At 65.3% G+C, this 17987-nt stretch carries 14 protein-coding genes; 7 read left to right on the top strand and 7 right to left on the bottom strand.

Going from position 1 to position 17987, the window contains the following annotated elements; genetic code table 11:
- Window positions 1-57: 57 nt before the first annotated feature.
- On the bottom strand, window positions 58-1554 hold the full coding sequence (locus XH87_RS19310) for a sensor domain-containing diguanylate cyclase (protein ID WP_271588480.1): 1497 nt from the start codon (window positions 1552-1554) through the stop codon (window positions 58-60).
- A gap of 166 nt (window positions 1555-1720) precedes the next feature.
- Here XH87_RS19310 and XH87_RS19305 point away from each other — a divergent pair, with 166 nt between their 5' ends.
- Complete coding sequence (locus XH87_RS19305) at window positions 1721-1984, top strand: DUF7662 domain-containing protein (protein ID WP_035708505.1); 264 nt, start codon at window positions 1721-1723, stop codon at window positions 1982-1984.
- Window positions 1985-2173: 189 nt separating this feature from the next.
- On the opposite strand, the gene XH87_RS19300 is transcribed toward XH87_RS19305, so the two are convergent.
- Both XH87_RS19300 and XH87_RS19295 read right to left on the bottom strand, forming a co-directional pair.
- Window positions 2174-5050, bottom strand: coding sequence for an EAL domain-containing protein (locus tag XH87_RS19300; protein WP_271588479.1), 2877 nt, complete (start codon window positions 5048-5050; stop codon window positions 2174-2176).
- 140 nt (window positions 5051-5190) lie between these two features.
- Window positions 5191-6189 (bottom strand): NAD(P)H-quinone oxidoreductase, encoded by a 999-nt coding sequence (locus tag XH87_RS19295; protein WP_158667623.1) that lies wholly within the window; start codon window positions 6187-6189, stop codon window positions 5191-5193.
- A 94-nt stretch (window positions 6190-6283) separates the two neighbouring features.
- On the opposite strand from XH87_RS19295, the gene XH87_RS19290 reads away from it, so the two are divergent.
- Both XH87_RS19290 and rcdA read left to right on the top strand, forming a co-directional pair.
- On the top strand, window positions 6284-6475 hold the full coding sequence (locus XH87_RS19290; protein ID WP_035708500.1) for a DUF1192 domain-containing protein: 192 nt from the start codon (window positions 6284-6286) through the stop codon (window positions 6473-6475).
- Window positions 6476-6995: 520 nt separating this feature from the next.
- On the top strand, window positions 6996-7505 hold the full coding sequence (rcdA, locus tag XH87_RS19285) for a protease adaptor protein RcdA (protein ID WP_035708498.1): 510 nt from the start codon (window positions 6996-6998) through the stop codon (window positions 7503-7505).
- Window positions 7506-7660: 155 nt separating this feature from the next.
- Here rcdA and rpmE read toward each other — a convergent pair whose 3' ends face one another.
- Window positions 7661-7888, bottom strand: coding sequence for a 50S ribosomal protein L31 (gene rpmE / locus XH87_RS19280; protein WP_271588478.1), 228 nt, complete (start codon window positions 7886-7888; stop codon window positions 7661-7663).
- 197 nt (window positions 7889-8085) lie between these two features.
- Here rpmE and XH87_RS19275 point away from each other — a divergent pair, with 197 nt between their 5' ends.
- Window positions 8086-9936 carry an ABC transporter ATP-binding protein/permease gene (locus XH87_RS19275; protein ID WP_271588477.1) on the top strand — a complete coding sequence of 617 codons (1851 nt, stop codon included), beginning with the start codon at window positions 8086-8088 and terminating at the stop codon, window positions 9934-9936.
- A 62-nt stretch (window positions 9937-9998) separates the two neighbouring features.
- Here the strand turns inward: XH87_RS19275 and XH87_RS19270 are convergent, their stop codons facing one another.
- The 3 genes from XH87_RS19270 to XH87_RS19260 all read right to left on the bottom strand — a co-directional run bounded on the left by XH87_RS19270 (window position 9999) and on the right by XH87_RS19260 (window position 12675).
- Window positions 9999-10445 (bottom strand): GNAT family N-acetyltransferase, encoded by a 447-nt coding sequence (locus XH87_RS19270; RefSeq protein ID WP_271588476.1) that lies wholly within the window; start codon window positions 10443-10445, stop codon window positions 9999-10001.
- Complete coding sequence (locus XH87_RS19265; protein WP_035708520.1) at window positions 10445-11473, bottom strand: peptidoglycan -binding protein; 1029 nt, start codon at window positions 11471-11473, stop codon at window positions 10445-10447. Before XH87_RS19265 ends, XH87_RS19270 begins: the two co-directional genes overlap by 1 nt.
- Window positions 11474-11661: 188 nt before the next feature.
- Complete coding sequence (locus XH87_RS19260; protein WP_271588475.1) at window positions 11662-12675, bottom strand: flagellar motor protein MotA; 1014 nt, start codon at window positions 12673-12675, stop codon at window positions 11662-11664.
- Between the two features lie 486 nt (window positions 12676-13161).
- On the opposite strand from XH87_RS19260, the gene XH87_RS36815 reads away from it, so the two are divergent.
- The 3 genes from XH87_RS36815 (at window position 13162) to XH87_RS19245 (ending at window position 17895) form a co-directional block, all read left to right on the top strand.
- Window positions 13162-13323 (top strand): hypothetical protein, encoded by a 162-nt coding sequence (locus XH87_RS36815; protein ID WP_442868285.1) that lies wholly within the window; start codon window positions 13162-13164, stop codon window positions 13321-13323.
- 222 nt (window positions 13324-13545) lie between these two features.
- Window positions 13546-14736 (top strand): efflux RND transporter periplasmic adaptor subunit, encoded by a 1191-nt coding sequence (locus tag XH87_RS19250; protein ID WP_271588474.1) that lies wholly within the window; start codon window positions 13546-13548, stop codon window positions 14734-14736.
- 6 nt (window positions 14737-14742) lie between these two features.
- Complete coding sequence (locus XH87_RS19245) at window positions 14743-17895, top strand: multidrug efflux RND transporter permease subunit (RefSeq protein WP_271588473.1); 3153 nt, start codon at window positions 14743-14745, stop codon at window positions 17893-17895.
- Window positions 17896-17987 lie beyond the last annotated feature (92 nt).

The following is a 17987-nucleotide window of genomic DNA, read 5'->3' as shown; positions in this document are numbered from 1 at the left end:
GGACGACATCGAGTATTTGGTGGATCGCGTCGCGCGTAACGACGGCGAGGAGCAGCCTCACGCCACCATCGGCAGCTTCGGCAGGCTCGCCACCACCGACTGGTTGCGGCCGCCGGCTTTCGCGGCATAGAGCGCCTTGTCGGCGGCGGCGACCAGGATCGACCAGTCCATGCCGGCGGCGGGGACGAGGCTGGCGATGCCGCAGGAGACCGTCGACATCGCCTGATCGTCGGACCAGCCCTGTACCTTGAGGCGGATCGTCTCGGCGACCTTGAACGCGTCGGTGGCCGAGGTGTTGGGCAGCAGCACGGCGAATTCCTCGCCGCCATAGCGCGCGGCGCAGTCGCCGGCGCGGCTCGCCGAATCGGAAATGCAGATGGCAATGCCGACCAGGACCTGGTCGCCGGCCTGATGGCCGAACGTATCGTTGTAGGCCTTGAAGTGATCGGCATCGATCATCAGCAGCGCGACCGGAGCCTTCTGGCGCATGGCGCGTCGCCATTCGACGTCGATGACGGAATCGAACTTGCGGCGGTTCCGCAGGCCTGTGAGGGCGTCCGTCGTCGCCATCTCCTCGAGCCTGCGTTCGGCCTCGGCGCGCCGGCCGATCTCGCGCGCGAGCACGAGCGCCGATGCGAGCATGAACAGGATGAGCGCCACCACCACGGCGCCGATTCGATAGGCCTCCTTCCGCCACAGTTCGAACACTGCGCTCAGGGGTTTGCCAGCGACAACGAACAGCGGACTTGTGCCGCTGCTGCGAACGTACAGCCGCGGAGTCGTGTCTACGGGGCCTTGACCGGCATATGAGCCGCCGGCGCGCAAATTGTCCGCCTTCCAGTCCTGGCGCGTGCCGAGGTTCTTGCCGATCACGTCGAGATCGAATGGCCGCCGCATCATGATGGTGCGGTCGCGCTTGAGCACGGTGATGGTATCTTCGGGGCCGAGGTTCAGCCGCTCGAACAATTCGTGAAAATAGCTGAATCGGATCGAACCGGCGACGACGCCAATGAAGCCGCCGTCGGTGTCGCTGACGCGCCGGCTCAGCACGATCGAGTACGCGCCGCGGAACAGCATGGGACGGCTGACGAAGAGCTCCGCTCCGGGATTGTCGCGATGGATCTTGAAATAGTCCTCCTCGCTCCGGTTCTCCGGTGCCGGATCGAGCGTGGAGGCGTCGATCGTCAGCCTGCCCTCGGAATCGAACACCTGGATAGCGCCGAAATGCTTGGCGGTCATGGCATGGTCGAACAGGATCAGGTGACGGATCGGCTTCGAGACGGTTGCCAGCTCGGGCAGCAGCATGTTGCTCGCGACCGCCTTCAGCGACAGATCGTAGATCTCGAGGTTGCGACTGATGTCGGATTCGATGGTGGTCGCGAGGTTCTCCAGCGTCTGGCGGGCGAGTGCCTCCTCGCCGCGGCGCATGTCCAGCATCACATTGACGCAAATGGCCGAGAACCCGATCACCGTCACCACGGACGAGATGATCAGCAGCTTCGCCGAAATCCGCCACGGCCGGCGGGCCGTGATTTCGCGCCATCCAGACAGCATCGCTCGCTCCCGACACCAGTCGTGCGCCCGAAATCTTGAGTAGTGTTTAAACCGCGACGGCGCTGCCGCAATGAGTTAAGAATCGGTTTATGCGGCTCCCGGTTTTAGGCAGCCTGATGCGAGCAGACTCATTTGGGCAGGTCTGGCTTCGAACGAGAGGACGATTGTGAACGACTATGACGCGTTGCGCGACTATCTGATGCGGCAGAAGCAGGAGGAGTTCGTGCTGAGCTTCGAGCAGATCGAGGAGATCATCGGTGCGGCGCTGCCGCGCGCGGCGCATCGTGCCTCCTGGTGGGACAGCCTGCGCAGCCCCGACATCCAGATGCCGCAACGCGAAGCCTGCCTCGCCGCCGGCTTCGTGGCGACGCGGATGCCGGACGGTGCGAGCGTGCGGTTCAGGAAGCAGAGGAACGAGCGGCGGCGATAGCACGGCTGGCGACGCTGCCCACCCTCCCCTGGAGGGGGAGGGTCGGCTCACATTGAGTGTAGCGAAATGTGAGCCGGGGTGGGGTGACAGTCTTTCCACGTCCAACGGTGCCCGAGTGGAGCGATCACCCCACCCCGCTCGCGCTGCGCGCGATCGACCCTCCCCCTCAAGGGAAGGGTAAGAGAGCAGTCAGCTCGCCGCTTCCAGCCGCACTTCCGTCAAGAGGCGCATCGCCGCGTCGGCGTCCATCGGCTCGCCGAAGGCGAAGCCCTGCGCGTACTCGCAGCCCATCTGGTAGAGCTCGACCGCGTCCGAATCGGTCTCGGCGCCTTCGGCCACGACGTCCATGCCGAGATCATGTGCGAGCGCGATGATCGACTTCAGGATCACCGGGCGCGTGCCGCGGTTGGTGGTGCGCACGAAGGACTGGTCGATCTTGATGGTGTCGAACGGGAAACGCTGGAGATAGGCCAGCGAGGAGTGGCCGGTGCCGAAATCGTCGAGCGAGAGCCCGGTGCCGAGCTCGCGGATCCGCGTCAGCATCTGCGCCGCGTGCTCCGGGTTCTCCATCACCAGCGATTCCGTCAATTCGAGCTTGAGCGTGCCGCGCGCCACTGAGGAGCGCGACAGCACGGTGCGGATGTCGTGGATCAGGTCGTGGCGCAGCAATTGCCGTGACGACACGTTGACGGAGGCGAAGATCGGCTCGCGCGAGCGCATCGCGCGTTGCCACACCGAGAGCTGCTTTGCGGTCTGGTCGAGCACGAACATGCCGAGGTCGACGATCAGCCCGGTTTCTTCCGCGATGGTGATGAATTCCGAGGGCGCCATGCGCCCGAGCTTCGGATGATCCCAGCGCGCCAGCGCCTCGAAGCCGGCGATGGAGCGATCCTCCAGCCGCACGATCGGCTGATAGAGAATCGTGATCTCCTGCCGCTCGATGGCGCGGCGCAACTCGCTTTCGAGCGTCAGCCGGTCGGTCTTTCGCGCGCGCATGGCGGGCTTGTAGACGTCGATGCGGTCGCCGCCGATGCGCTTGGAGTGATACATCGCCAGCTCGGCGTCCTTGATGATCTCGTCCGTGAGCTGGGTCTGCGGGTCGGACAGCGCGAGGCCGATCGAGGCCGTCAGGAAGATTTCGCGGTCGTTGAAGGCGATCGGCGCGCGGATGGTCTTGCGGATGGTCTCGGCGAAGGCGGTGATGCGGGCCGGGTCCTGCTCCGAGAGCAGGATCAGGCCGAACTGGTCGCCGGCGATCCGGGCCAGCGTGTCCTGCGGCTTCAGGATGCGGGTGAGGCGGCGCGCCAGCGTCAGCAGAATGGAATCGCCGACCGCAATGCCGACGGAATCGTTGACCTGCTTGAAGCGGTCGAGGTCGATCACCATCAGCGTCGGCCGCAGCGTCGGCACGGTCTTGGCAAGATTGGCGACCGCGCCCAGCCGGTCCATGAACAGTTTGCGGTTGGGCAGGCCGGTGAGGTTGTCATGCACGGAATCGTGCAGCAGGCGTTCCTCGGCGTTGCGCAGCTCGGTGACGTCGGTCAGCGTGCCCACGACGCGCGAGACCTCGCCGTCGGAGCCGACCACCGGGCGGGCCTTCAGCGCGAACCACATGAAATGGCCGTCCGGCGTGCGCAGGCGGAAATCCTGGACCAGGCGGCCGCGGCGCTGGTCGAGCACGCTGTCGAGCGCGGCGCGGAAGCGGTCCTGGTCGAGCGGATGCAGCACCTCGAGCCAGGAGGCTGCGGGCCCTTCGAGCGTGCCGCGCTTGAGGCCCAGCAAAGCTTCCGTCTCGGGACTCGTGAAAACCTTGTCGGCGGACACGTCCCAGTCCCAGATCAGATCGCCGGAGCCGGCCAGTGCCAGCGCCCGCCGCTCGATATCGGAGACGACGCCCGTGGTGGCGCCGCCGCCGGCAAAGGCGTGCTGCATCACCGTGAAGCCGATCAGCATCACGATCAGCACGAGGCCGCCGAGCAGGGCAGGGCCGACGATGTCGTTGGTGACGGAGCCGGCGACCGTCATGCCGGCCGCGACCACCCAGACCACCAGAAGGAACCAGGTCGGGATCAAGAGCACGGCGCGGTCGAAGCCGTGGGTGGAGAGATAGACGATCAGCGCGAAACCGGCGAAGGCGATCAGCACCAGCGAAATGCGCGCGATGCCGGAAGCCACCGCCGGATCGAACAGCGCGAGCGCCACCAGGGAGCCGAGAAAGGCAAGCCAGCCGACCGTGATGTGAGAATAGCGCACATGCCAGCGGCTGAGATTGAGATAGGCGAACAGGAACACCAGCAGCGTTGCCGCCAGAATCGCCTCACCCGCCGCGCGCCAGATGCGCTCGGCGTTGTTCGACATGTCGAGCACCTTGCCCCAGAAGCCGAAATCGACGCCGATATAGACCAGCACCGCCCAGGCCAGCGCCGCGGCGGCCGGGAACATGATGCTGCCCTTCACGACGAACAGAATGGTGAGGACGAGCGCCAGGAGCCCCGAGATGCCGATCACGATGCCCTGGTAGAGCGTGAAGGAGTTGACCTTATCCTTGTAGGCCTCCGGCTCCCACAGATAGAGCTGCGGCAGCTTGTCGGTGCGCAGCTCCGCAACGAAGGTGACGACGGCGCCGGGGTCGAGCGTGATGCGGAACACGTCGGCCGTGGCGCTTTCCTGACGTTCCGGCCGGTCGCCGATCGAGGGCGTGATGGTCGCGATGCGCGACAGGCCGAGGTCGGGCCACAGCAGCCCCGAGGAGACGATGCGGTAATGCGGGGCGACGATCAGGCGGTCGAGCTGGTCGTCGGTGTTGTTGGCGAGCGCGAACACCACCCAGTTCTGCCCGCCTTCGCGGGCGCGCACCTCGATGCGGCGGACGATACCGTCGGTGCCGGGCGCGGTTGAGACCTGGATGCGATCGGCATCGCTGCGCTGATGCTCGAGCACGCCAGTGAGATCGATCGCGGGCGCGTCGCTGCGGACGCTGACGGCATCGAGCGCGCGCGCAGGGTACGCGGCGACGAGAATCATGAGGCCCAGCGCGATGGGCGCGAGGCACCTGATCAGACGCAAGGTCAGTTCTCCGCGTTCGACGCAAACTCTTCAGTGGAAGACGATTTCACACCGGACGGGATGGGTCCGGTGCGTCGCGATAGATGCCACGAAAGCGAGGAAAATCAAAGGGTTTCCGGCGTCTCCTGTGGGCCAGCAGCCTAGGCCTCCAACACAATTTTGCCAATATGTGCTGAGGTCTCCATGCGCCGGTGCGCGTCAGCGGCCTTTTCCAGCGGGAAAGTGCTGTCCATCACCGGTTTGATGCGGCCTTCGCGCAGAAGCGGCATCACTTTCGCCTCGATCGCGGCCACCATTGCCGCCTTGTCCGCATTACTACGGGGGCGCAGCGTCGAGCCGGTATGCGTCAGGCGCTTGACCATGACCTTGGCGATGTTGACGCTGACCTTGGGGCCGTTGAGGGTCGCGATCTGGACGATACGGCCGTCGACCGCGGCAGCATCATAGTTGCGGTCGACATAGTCGCCGGCGACCATGTCGAGGATCAGGTTGACGCCAAGATTGTCGGTCTCCGCCTTGACCACGGCGACGAAGTCTTCGGTCTTGTAGTTGATGGCGCGGTCGGCGCCCAATTTGAGGCAGGCGTCGATTTTGTCCTGCGATCCCACGGTAACGAACACCCTTGCGCCGAACGCCTTGGCGAGCTGGATCGCCATGGTGCCGATGCCGGAGGAGCCGCCATGGATCAGCAGCGTCTCGCCGGCTTTCAGGCCGCCGCGCTCGAACACGTTGTGCCAGACCGTCATCAGGGTTTCCGGCAGGGCACCGGCTTCCTTGATCGACAGCGCCGGCGGCACGCTCATGGCCTGGGCGTCCTGGGCGATGCAGTACTGGGCGTATCCGCCGCCGGCGACCAGCGACATCACCTTGTCGCCGATCTTGTGCCGCTTGGCGTTGCTGCCGACGGCGACCACTTCACCGGCAATCTCAAGGCCCGGCAGGTCGCTGGCGCCGGGCGGCGGCGGATAGGCGCCGGAGCGCTGCGCCACGTCGGGCCGGTTGACGCCCGCGGCCTCAACCTTGACCAGGATCTCGTCGGGGCCGGGCTGCGGAACGGCCCGCTGTTCCGGCACCAGCACCTCCGGTCCGCCGGGCTTGGAGATGGCGACCACGGTCATTTGCGCGGGCAGCTTGTCCATGATGTGTCCTTGAGCAAAGGTGCGGTAGGAAACGAGGTCTTTGCTTAGCCAGCGCGGCCCGGGCTGGCAACCGCCTCACGCAGGAGGAATGACGATGCCGACGGAAGACGACGACCGCCCGCGCAAGAAGATCACACATGAAATCGGACAGGATCTCTCACTCTTGTCCGTGGAGGAACTGACCGAGCGTGTCGCGCTGCTCAAGACCGAGATCGTCAGGCTGGAAGAAGCCGCCACCAGGAAGCGCGCCTCGCGCGATGCGGCCAACAGCTTTTTCAAGAAGTAGTGGTCGCCACACGATTGCTGTCGTTCCGGACCCGTGCACCGAACTTTCTCCGCTCGTCATTCCGGGGCGGCGCGTCAGTGCCGAGCTACGATGCGCAATTGCGCATCGTAGCTCGCGACTTCGTCGCGCCCCGGAATGGCGGCGGAGAGTTTTGTTCCGCCTCCATACTCGGCCGCTGGCCGACATGGCTAACGAACCGTCAAAATATTCGTTCGTTTACGGTCGATTAAGCTTTCGGGTTTATGACTGGCGCTGTCCTCGTTTGGACACCGAGTGGCTCCTGTCCACTCTGTTTGACGCCTCCCTGTTATCAACTTTCAAAGCCGCCGGTCTCCGGCGGCTCTTTTTTTGTCCACTCCCGCCTGCTCGCGTCTCCTTCCGGTTGAATTCCGAGGAAGGACCCGCGGAAACCATATCCGCGCTTGTCACTGGACTCGGCGCCCGCAGCGCGCAATGATTTGTTCATCATAAGCCGGCGCCAAAGCCGGACCGGTAAACAGTTGCGTAAGGGGCGTTAACCATGGAACGTTTGCAAGCCGAAGGTGCTCTCGTTCAGCTCAGTGAACGGTTCACCAATTCTGCGGCGTTCGGTGCCCTGTTCCGCGAGGGCATGGACCTCGTCGAGGAAACCGCCGCCTATCTCGACGGCGCCGGCCGCGTCGAGGCCAAGGCGCTCGACCGCGCCGTCAGCCTCACCTATGCGACCGAAAGCATGCGCCTCACCACCCGCCTGATGCAGCTCGCCTCGTGGCTGCTGCTGCACCGCGCGGTGAAGGAAGGCGAGATGACGCTGAGCCAGGCCAACCGCGAGAAGACCAAGGTCAAGCTCAGCGCCGCCGATCCCGGCCCCGCCGACACCATCGAGAAGCTGCCGGAGCAGCTCCAGGACCTGATCCATCGCTCGATGAGCCTGCAGACCCGCGTGCGCCGCCTCGACAGCACGATCCACACCCCGCCGGCCGAGCACGTCGCCATCGGCAACCCGCTGGTGCCGCACCTCAACGCGCTGAAAGCTGCGTTCGAAAGGTAAGCCTCCGCTGTCATTCCGGGGCGGCTCGTAGAGCCGAACCCGGAATCTCGAGGTTCCGGGTTCGATGCTGCGCATCGCCGCGGAATGACAGCGGCCCAAAACAAAACGCCCCCGGTTCTCCGGGGGCGTTTTCGTCTCCAGCCTTGCGGGCCGGATCAATCCTTTTTGAGAAAGCCCGAAAACTTCTTCTGGAAGCGCGAGACACGGCCGCCGCGGTCCATGATCTGCGCGGAACCGCCGGTCCAGGCCGGGTGCGACTTCGGGTCGATGTCGAGGTTCAGCGTGTCGCCTTCCTTGCCCCAGGTCGAACGGGTCTGGTACTCGGTTCCGTCGGTCATGACGACCTTAATCGTATGATAATCCGGATGAATTTCGGCTTTCATGGCAATTCCTCGGCGCTCCGGCGCCTTCTTGTGTGGCTAGCGAATGACGGATTTGGGCGGCTCTATACCCCACGAAACCCAGTAAAACAAGCCATGCCGGGCTGTTGAACCGGGTTTGCCCCTAAGGGACTTCCCGGATTTGCCACTACTGTTGCACCAGCCTATTGGGAGCAAATCAATGCAATGGGTCGGATCTTATGAGCGCAGTGGAACGGCTTGATGACCAGTATGCCGATCAGCCCGGAATGAACGCCGCGGACACCCCCTCCATCGAAGCCGAGCTGATCGAAGAGCCGGCCAAGGGCCGCGCCAAGCTGCGGCCGCTGCTTGCGCTCGCGCCCTATGTGGGACGCTATCGCGGCCGGGCGGCGCTGGCCTTCGTCGCGCTCACGATCGCCGCACTGACGACGCTGCTGGTGCCGGTCGCGGTGCGCAGGATGATCGATTTCGGCCTGACGCCAGAGGGCATCGAGCTGATCAACAGCTACTTCTCGGTGATGCTCGCGGTGGTCGGCGTGCTCGCGCTCGCGAGCGCTGCGCGGTACTATCTGGTGATGACGATCGGCGAGCGCATCGTCGCCGATCTCAGGCGCGACGTCTTCGCCCATCTGCTGTCGCTCTCCCCCGCCTTCTTCGATTCGGCGCGCAGCGGCGAATTGATCTCGCGGCTCACCGCCGACACAACCCAGCTCAAATCGGCCGTCGGCGCCTCGGTCTCGATCGCGTTGCGCAATTTGATGATGTTTCTGGGCGCCACGGCAATGATGGTGATCACGAGCCCGAAATTGTCCGGCTTCGTGCTGCTGGCCATCCCCTTGATCGTGCTGCCGCTGGTCGCCTTCGGGCGCTGGGTGCGGCGTCTGTCGCGCAATGCGCAGGACACGCTCGCCGACGCCTCCGCCTATGCGGGCGAGTTGGTCGGCGCGATCCGCACCGTGCAGGCCTATACCAGCGAGCCATTCGCCGAGAAGCGTTTCGGCGGCGAGGTCGAACATGCCTATGAGGCAGCGCGCACCTCGACCCAGGCCCGCGCCGTGCTCACGGCCATCATCATCTTCATCGTGTTCGCAAGCGTGGTCGCCATCCTCTGGATCGGCTCGCATGACGTGCTCTCCGGCGCGATTACGCCCGGCCGCCTCGGCCAGTTCGTGCTTTATGCCGTGTTCGCCGCGGCGGGCCTCGGCCAGCTCAGCGAGGTCTGGGGCGAGGTCTCGGCGGCATCAGGCGCGGCCGAGCGCCTGTTCGAGATCCTGCACGTGAGGCCCGAGATCGCCGCACCCGCGGCGCCGCGGGCGCTGCCGGTGCCGGCCCGCGGCGAGGTCGGCTTCGATCAGGTCAGCTTCGCCTATCCGGCGCGGTCCGACGTCAAGGTGCTCGACGCCGTGTCGTTCGCCGTCCGCCCCGGCGAGAAGGTCGCGATCGTCGGTCCCTCCGGCGCCGGCAAGAGCACGATCTTTCACCTGCTGCTGCGCTTCTATGATCCGCGCAGCGGGACGATTGCGCTCGACGGCGTGCCGGTCAAATCCGCCGACCCGCACGATTTCCGCGCCCGCATCGCGCTGGTGCCGCAGGAATCGGTGGTGTTCGCGGCGACCGCCCGCGAGAACATCCGCTTCGGCCGGCCCGATGCGACCGATGCCGAGGTCGAGCGCGCCGCAGAGCTGGCGCATGCCGCCGAGTTCATTCGCCGCCTGCCCGAAGGTTTCGAGACGGCGCTCGGCGAGCGCGGCGTGACGCTCTCCGGCGGCCAGCGCCAGCGCATCGCGATCGCGCGCGCCATCCTGCGCGACGCACCGCTGCTGCTGCTGGATGAAGCGACCTCCGCGCTCGACGCCGAAAGCGAGACGCTGGTCCAGACCGCGCTGGAAGAGCTGATGCGCCACCGCACCACGCTGGTGATCGCGCATCGCCTCGCTACCGTGCTGTCCTGCGACCGCATCCTGGTGATGGACCAGGGCCGGATCGTCGAGCAGGGCACACATGCCGAGCTGGTGGCGGCGAACGGACTCTATGCGAGGCTCGCGAGGTTGCAGTTCGAGGGGGCGTAGACGCCGCATACTGCGTCATTGCTTCACTGCGCGCGCAATGACGGCGGAGAGTGCCGGGGGCCTCACGCCCGCCAGGCCATCTTCAGCACCGGCCGGCCCGAGGTCGGGTTCACGTCGTCACCGGCATGGGCAAAGCCGTTGCGCTCGTAGAAGCGGATGGCGCGGGCGTTGTCCTTGTTGACGAGCAGCGTGACTCCCGAAGGCGACAGCCGCTTGGCCTCATCGACCAGCAACCGCGCGGCGTCCGAGCCCCAATGCGCGGGATCGACCACGAGCTGGTCGAGATAGCCTTCGCCATCGATCGTGACGAAACCGATCAGCGCGCCGTCCTGCTCCGCCACCATGATCGAGGCCTTCGGCACCAGGTCCTTGCGCCAGCGCTCGCGCCACCATTCCAGCCGCGCAGCGAAGTCGATCTGCGGATAGGCCTGCTGCCAGGTGCGATGCCAGAGGTCGATCGCGGCGGCTTCGTCCTCGGGGCGGTAGGGGCGGAGGTGGAGCGCGCTCACTACCGCTCCGTCAGCTTCAGCTCGATACGGCGGTTGCGCTTGTAGGCCTCCTCGGTGTTGCCGGGATCGAGCGGCTGGAATTCGCCGAAGCCGGCCGCGACGAGGCGCTGGGCGGGCACGCCGAGCGAGATCAGATATTGCACCACCGAGATCGAGCGGGCGGCGGACAGGTCCCAGTTCGACTTGAAGTTCGGGCCGTTGACCGGGCGCACGTCGGTATGGCCGTCGACGCGCAGCACCCAGGGAATCTCGCTCGGGATCTTCTTGTCGAGCTCGATCAGCGCGGTCGCGAGCGTGTCGAGCTCGGTGCGGCCCTCGGGCAGCAAGGTCGCCTGGCCGGTGTCGAAGAATACTTCGGACTGGAACACGAAGCGGTCGCCGACGATGCGGATATCGGGCCGGTTGCCGAGGATGGCGCGCAGGCGGCCGAAGAATTCCGAACGGTAGCGCGACAATTCCTGCACCCGCTGCGCCAGGGCCACGTTGAGGCGCGAGCCGAGATCGGCAATGCGGTTCTGCGATTCCTTGTCGCGCTTCTCGCTGGCATCGAGTGCCTCTTCCAGCGCCGCCAATTGCCGGCGCAGCGCGCTGATCTGCTGGTTCAGCACCTCGATCTGCGCCAGCGCCCGCGCCGAGACCGCCTTCTCGGAGTCCAGCGCCTTGCCGAGCTCGGCGGTCTTGCCCTGTGCGTCGTTGCCGGCGGCGGCAAGGCCGTCATAGAGGCCCTTGATGCGGTCGCGCTCGCTTTCGGCCGAAGCGAGGCCCGCCTTCAATTGCGAGACCTGGTCGTCGAGCGAAAGCTTGCCGAGCTTTTCCAGCGACAGCAGCTCGTTGAGCTGGGCGATCTTGGCGTTGAGCAGCTCCAGCGCCTTGTCCTTGCCAGTCACCTCCTGCGAGAGGAAGAACTGCACCACCAGAAACACCGACAGCAGGAACACGATCGACAGCACCAGCGTCGACAGCGCGTCGACGAAGCCGGGCCAGTAGTTGAAGGCGCCGTCGCTGCGGCGGCCGCGCGCTAGGGCCATGTTGTCAGTCTCCACTTTTGCGTCCCGGACGCGACGCAGCGTGCAACGCTGCTTCGCAGAGCCGGGACCCATATTGTCCCTGATGCTGGGCTCCGGCTCTGCAGCGCATCACCATAGCGTGTCGAAGACGCGCGTAAACGCGCTTCTGGTGCTGCGCCGCGTCCGGGGCACGATAGTCCAGCGTATCCTCAGCTCTTCTCGGGCTGGCGCGCGATCCGCTCCAGCAGGCGCCGGATCTCGCGGTTCTGCTCGCCCTGGCCGTCGGCCCATTCGCGGATCATCTGCTGCTCGGTGCGCATGTGCGAGACCAGCGCCTGGATCGCCTCGGCAAGGCTCGCCATCGCCGCCGTGGTGCCGCGGCTGGCGCTGCCTTCCTCGAACACGGAGCGCAGCCGTTCGACCGCGGCCTGGAGCTCGCCGCCGGCGACGCCGCCGCCCGCCGCAACGGGCGCTTCGCCGCTGCCATATTCGCGCACAGTGGTGGCGAGCCAGTCTTCGAGGTCGGTATAGAACCGGTTCTGTGCCTGGCTCGATTGCAGGTCGAGGAAGCCGAGGATCAGCGAGCCGGCGAGGCCGAACAGCGAGCTGGAGAACGAAATGCCCATGCCGCCGAGCGGGGCGGCGAGGCCCTCCTTGAGCGTGTCGAACAGCGAGCCGGCATCGCCGCCGACCTTGAGCCCGTCGATCACCTTGCCGACCGAGCCGACCGTTTCGATCAGGCCCCAGAAGGTGCCGAGCAGGCCGAGGAAGACCAGGAGGCCGGTCATATAGCGCGAGATGTCGCGGGCTTCGTCCAGCCGGGTCGCGATCGAATCGAGCAGGTGCCGCATCGTGGTCTGGGTGATGGTCATTCGCCCGGAGCGCTCGCCGCCGAGGATCGCCGCCATCGGCGCCAGCAGTCTTGGATGCCGGGCCGGCGCAAGGCCCGGATCGGCAATGCGGAAATTGTTGACCCAGGAGACTTCGGGATAGAGCCGGATGACCTGGCGGAAGGCCAGCACGATACCGATGAACAGCACTGCCCCGATCAGGGCATTGAGCCCGGGATTGGCGAAGAAGGCCTGGATGATCTGCTTGTAGAGCACCACCCCCACCAGCGTGCACAGCACCAGGAAGACCAGCATCCGCACCAGGAAGACGCTGGGCGAGGACAGTTTGGTGTACTCGATATCCATGGTGGAGCGGGAAGTGCCAGACGGCATGGCCGGAATCATCCGTTACGTAAGCTTGTTTGCGGTGCGCACTATGGCACAGCGCCAGCCCAAAAAAAGCGCCGGATACGCCGATTCGGGGGACAGCTCGGGGAACCCGGACCGGAAGCGACGCTTTGTACGCAGCTATCTGCAGAAGTTCGCCATTCGGGGGGAGGGGCGGAGGAGGAGGCACTGCGCCGGACGGTCGAGCATGCCGGTCTTGCCGATGGCCAGACCATCCTCGAGTTGGCTGGGGCTCGCTGTCGCTGTGGATGGCCCGACAGTTTCCGCACGCAAGGGTGAGGGTGGTGTCGAACTCGCAAGCGCAGCGCAACCATGTCGAGGACGAGGCGTGGCTGCGCGACTCCCGAACCTGCGCGCGGTCACCTCGGACATGAACGTTTTTTCGCCCGAAGGCCAGTTCGACCGCATCGTCTCGGTCGGGACGTCCGGGCAGAAGACGAACTGGCGCAAGCTGGTGACGCGCATCCGGACATGGCTGGCGCCACCGAGGCGCCCTTGCGCAGGGTCCATGGCGAGAACTGCTCTTTGGATGCGTCGCTGGCGCTGGTTCCTCCTCGCGAAATCCGGCTGTTCGGCTACGCCGGGAGGACCGAATGGGGAATCAGCCATTGCCGGATGCAAGCAGCCGACTGATTGCGATGTTCCGCCGCAGCACGCGGCGGTGGAACTCGACTCACAATCGAGTGAATCTTTAAAATGGAAGTTTTTTCACAGCGTTAGATCGTGTGACAATGAGCCGCCCACGCTCTCATTGCGTCGCAGCAAGCAACGATTATTTTGCATTTCGGTATCACACTGTCCGGAACTTCTCCGGAAGTCCGAAACCATGAGTGATTGAACGGGGCGACTACCCTTATGCCAGCGCTAAATGTGCGATCCGCCTGCATAGCAATTGTGCTCGCGGTCGCAGCGCCGCTGCTTGCGGGCTGCGATGAATCAAACTCTGCGATCGTCCAGGCACAACCGACCGAACCCGAGGTCAGCATCGTCACGGTCCGGCCGCAGCCCCGCGCCATCGTGCGGGAACTCCCTGGCCGCATCGCGCCGACGCGGGTCTCCGACGTTCGGCCCCGCGTTTCCGGCATCGTGGTCGAGCGCCTATTCCACCAGGGCAGCGAAGTGAAGGCGGGCGATCCGCTCTACCGTATCGATCCGCGTCCGTTCGAGGTCGAGGTATCGGCCAACGAGGCCGCGCTTGCCAAAGCGGAGGCGGCGCTGATGCAGGCCAAACAGCAGGCGCATCGCATCGCCACGCTCACCAGCCAGCGCGCCGCGCCCGAAGCGGAGAACGAAAAGGCAATCGCGTCCGAGCGCCAGGCTCATGCCGAGGTCGAGGGCCGCAAGGCCGATCTTGCGCGGGCAAAGCTCCACCTCGACTACGCCACGGTGCGGGCGCCGATCGACGGCGTCGTCGGCGCGGCGCTGGTCAGCGAGGGCGCGCTCGTGGTGCAAAATGAGACCAATCTCGCCACCATTCAGCAGCTTGATCCGATCTACGCCGACTTCACCCAGTCCGTGAACGAGCTCAACCAGCTGCGCCGTGCCTTCGAGAGCGGCGACCTCGAGCGCATTGCGCCCGATGCGGCCAAGGTGCGTCTCGTGCTCGACGACGACACGATCTATCCGCCGAACGGCAAGCTGTTGTTCTCAGATGCCAAGGTTGACGCCAATACCGGACAAGTGACGCTGCGCGGCGAGTTCCCCAATGCGAAGCGTGAACTGCTGCCCGGCATGTACGTTCGCGTGCGGCTCGAGCAGGGCATCGACAGCGACGCAATCGCGGTGCCGCAGCAGGCGATCCAGCGTAACGGCGGCGGTGGCAGCGAAGTCTTCGTCGTCAAGGACGATCACCGCGTCGCGGTGCAGCCCGTGCGCATCGGGTCGGCACAAGACGGCTTCTGGTTCGTCACCGACGGCCTCAAGGCCGGTGACAAGGTCGTCGTGGAAGGCTTCCAGAAGTTCGCGGCCGGCGACAAGGTCAAGCCGCAATCCTGGGCCGAGGCGGAAGTCATCATGGAAAGTCAACGCGCCCAGATGATGCAGTAAGGCATCATGCCGAGTTTCTTCATCGACAGGCCGATCTTCGCCTGGGTGGTCGCGCTGTTCATCTGCTTGATCGGCGCGATTGCCGTGCCGTTGCTGCCGATCGCGCAATATCCGATCATCGCCCCGCCTTCGATCTCGATCTCGACCAGCTATCCCGGCGCTTCGCCGGAAAACCTCTACAACAGCGTCACGCGGCTGATCGAGGAGGAGCTCAACGGCGCTTCGGGCATCCTCAATTTCGAATCGACCAGCGACTCGCTCGGCCAAGTCGAGATCATCGCCAACTTCCAGCCGGGCACCAATACCAACGACGCCTCGGTCGAGGTCCAGAACCGCATCAAGCGCGTCGAGGCGCGCCTGCCGCGCGCGGTGATGCAGCAGGGCATTCTGGTCGAGGAAGCCTCCAGCGCGGTGCTGCAGATCATCACGCTGAGCTCGACCGACGGCAGCCTGGACGAGGTCGGTCTCGGCGATTTCATGATCCGCAACGTGCTGGGCGAGATCCGCCGCATTCCTGGCGTCGGCCGCGCCACGCTCTATTCGACCGAGCGCTCGCTTCGCATCTGGGTCGATCCGGCCAAGCTGGTCGGCTACGGACTCACCGCCGACGACGTCAACAAGGCGATTGCGGCTCAGAACGCACAGGTCGCCTCGGGCAGCATCGGTGCCGAGCCGTCGACCTCGAGCCAGCGCACCTCCGCGCTGGTGCTGGTCAAGGGCCAGCTCTCCTCGCCGGACGAATTCGGCGCCATCATCCTGCGCGCCAATGCCGACGGCTCGACCGTGCGCCTGCGCGACGTCGCGCGCATCGAGGTCGGTGGTCTCAGCTACCAGTTCAATACGCGATTGAACGGCAAGCCGACCGCCGGCCTTTCGGTGCTGATGTCGCCGACCGGCAACGCGCTGGCGACCGCGAGCGCGGTCGAAGAGAAGATGAAGGAGCTGTCGCGCTTCTTCCCGGCCAACATCACCTACGAGATTCCCTACAACATCACGCCCGTGGTCGAAGCCTCGATCGAGAAGGTGCTGTCGACGCTGGTCGAAGCCGTGGTGCTGGTGTTCGTCGTGATGTTCCTGTTCCTCCAGAATCTCCGCTACACCATCATCCCGACCATCGTGGTGCCGGTGGCGCTTCTGGGCGCCTGCACGGTGCTGCTGCTCGCCGGCTATTCGATCAACATGCTTTCGATGTTCGGCATGGTGCTCGCGGTCGGCATCCTCGTCGACGACGCCATCGTCGTGGTCGAGAACGTCGAACGCATCATGGCCGAGGAAGGCCTGCCGCCGAAGGAAGCGACGCGCAAGGCGATGTCGCAGATATCTGGCGCCATCATCGGCATCACGCTGGTGCTGATGGCGGTGTTCGTGCCGATGGCGTTCTTTCCCGGCTCGGTCGGCATCATCTATCGCCAGTTCTCGGTGACCATGGTCGCCGCGATCGGCTTCTCCGCCTTCCTGGCGCTGTCGCTGACGCCAGCGCTGTGCGCGACCCTGCTCAAGCCGATCGCCAAGGGGCACGGCCATTCGACCAATTTCGTGTTCAGCCGGTTCAATCATTTCCTCGAGGCCTGCCGGTTTCGCTACGCGCGCACCGTCGGCTTCTCGCTGAAGCGCACCGGCCGCCTGATGCTGGTCTATGCCGCGCTGCTGGTCGGTCTGTCCTGGGCCTTCGTCAACCTGCCCGGCGGCTTCCTGCCCGTCGACGATCAGGGCTTCGTCACCACCGACGTGCAGACCCCGTCGGATTCGTCCTACGCCCGCACCGAATCCGTGATCGAGAAGGTCGAAAAATATCTTGCCGCACGGCCGGGCGTCGACAACGTCACCTTCCTCACGGGCTTCAGCTTCTCCGGCCAGGGCATGAACACCGCGCAGGCCTTCATCACCTTGAAGGACTGGTCCGAGCGCGGGCCCAAGGATTCCGCCGCGGCGATCGTCAACGACATCAACCGGGATCTGTCATCGATCCGCGACGCCAAGATTTCGGCGCTGCAGCCGCCGCCGATCGACAATCTCGGCAACTCCTCCGGCTTCTCGTTCCGCCTTCAGGACCGCGGCCAGAAGGGCTATCAGGCCTTGATGCGCGCCGCCGACCAGCTGATCGCGGAGGCCAATGCGAGCCCGGTGCTCCAGAAGGTCTATATCGAAGGCCTGCCCGAGGCCGGCGTGGTCAACCTCGTGATCGACCGCGAGAAGGCCGGCGCCTTCGGCGTCACCTTCGAGGACATCAACAACACCATCTCGACCAATCTCGGCTCGAACTACATCAACGACTTCCCGAACCGCGGCCGCATGCAGCGCGTCGTGGTGCAGGCCGACGCCCGCGACCGCATGCGGACCGAGGACATCCTCAACTACAACGTCAAGAACAGAAGCGGCCAGCTGGTGCCGTTCTCGTCCTTTGCCACCGTGGAATGGGCGCGCGGTCCGACGCAGATCGCCGGCTTCAACTATTATCCGGCGGTGCGCATCTCCGGCGAAGCCAGGCCCGGCTTCACCTCGGGCGATGCGATTGCCGAGATGGAGCGGCTTGCCAACAGATTGCCGCGGGGCTTCGGCTATGAATGGACCGGACAGTCGCTCCAGGAAAAACTGTCGGGCTCGCAGGCGCCGTTCCTGCTGGCGCTGTCGGTGTTCGTGGTGTTCCTGTGTCTCGCCGCGCTGTACGAGAGCTGGACCATTCCGCTCGCGGTGCTGCTGACCGTGCCGCTGGGTATCGTCGGCGCGGTCGCCGCAGCGACGCTGCGGAGCCTGCCCAACGACGTCTACTTCACCGTCGGCCTGATCACCATCATCGGCCTCGCGGCGAAGGACGCGATCCTGATCATCGAGTTCGCGAAGGATCTGCGGAAAGAAGGCAAGCCGCTGGTCGAAGCCACCATCGAGGCCTGCCGCCTGCGCTTCCGTCCGATCCTGATGACCGGCCTCGCCTTCATCTGCGGCGTGCTGCCGATGGCCATCGCCCACGGCGCCGGCGGCGCCAGCCAGCAGGCGCTGGGCAGCGTCGTGATGGGCGGCATGATCGCGGTGGTGATCCTGGCGCTGTTGATGGTGCCGGTGTTCTTCGTCTCGGTGCAGCGCGTGCTGGCGGGGGACCGGGAGCCGGCGGCGGTGAGGGAAGATGAGGCGTACGGGCCGCCGGCGCCGGTGAAACCCTAAGGCAAACTGTCATGCCCGCGCAGGCGGGCATCCAGTACGCCGCGGCCTTTCTGTATCCGACTGATGTCTCTGGAATGCTGGATCACCCGCTT

It is taken from the genome of Bradyrhizobium sp. CCBAU 53415 (genome assembly GCF_028128735.1).
GTDB lineage: Bacteria > Pseudomonadota > Alphaproteobacteria > Rhizobiales > Xanthobacteraceae > Bradyrhizobium.
The sequence above is the reverse complement of the archived record's forward strand: the minus strand, read 5'-3'. Positions and strand labels throughout refer to the sequence as shown.

Coding starts and splice junctions, on each gene's coding strand:
- XH87_RS19275 (WP_271588477.1), top strand. CDS start 8,086: ATGAGCGCAGTGGAACGGCTTGATGACCAGTATGCCGATCAGCCCGGA.
- XH87_RS19250 (WP_271588474.1), top strand. CDS start 13,546: ATGCCAGCGCTAAATGTGCGATCCGCCTGCATAGCAATTGTGCTCGCG.
- XH87_RS19265 (WP_035708520.1), bottom strand. CDS start 11,473: ATGGCCCTAGCGCGCGGCCGCCGCAGCGACGGCGCCTTCAACTACTGG.
- XH87_RS19260 (WP_271588475.1), bottom strand. CDS start 12,675: ATGCCGTCTGGCACTTCCCGCTCCACCATGGATATCGAGTACACCAAA.
- XH87_RS19290 (WP_035708500.1), top strand. CDS start 6,284: ATGCCGACGGAAGACGACGACCGCCCGCGCAAGAAGATCACACATGAA.
- XH87_RS19310 (WP_271588480.1), bottom strand. CDS start 1,554: ATGCTGTCTGGATGGCGCGAAATCACGGCCCGCCGGCCGTGGCGGATT.
- XH87_RS19245 (WP_271588473.1), top strand. CDS start 14,743: ATGCCGAGTTTCTTCATCGACAGGCCGATCTTCGCCTGGGTGGTCGCG.
- XH87_RS19295 (WP_158667623.1), bottom strand. CDS start 6,189: ATGGACAAGCTGCCCGCGCAAATGACCGTGGTCGCCATCTCCAAGCCC.
- rcdA (WP_035708498.1), top strand. CDS start 6,996: ATGGAACGTTTGCAAGCCGAAGGTGCTCTCGTTCAGCTCAGTGAACGG.
- XH87_RS36815 (WP_442868285.1), top strand. CDS start 13,162: ATGGCTGGCGCCACCGAGGCGCCCTTGCGCAGGGTCCATGGCGAGAAC.
- rpmE (WP_271588478.1), bottom strand. CDS start 7,888: ATGAAAGCCGAAATTCATCCGGATTATCATACGATTAAGGTCGTCATG.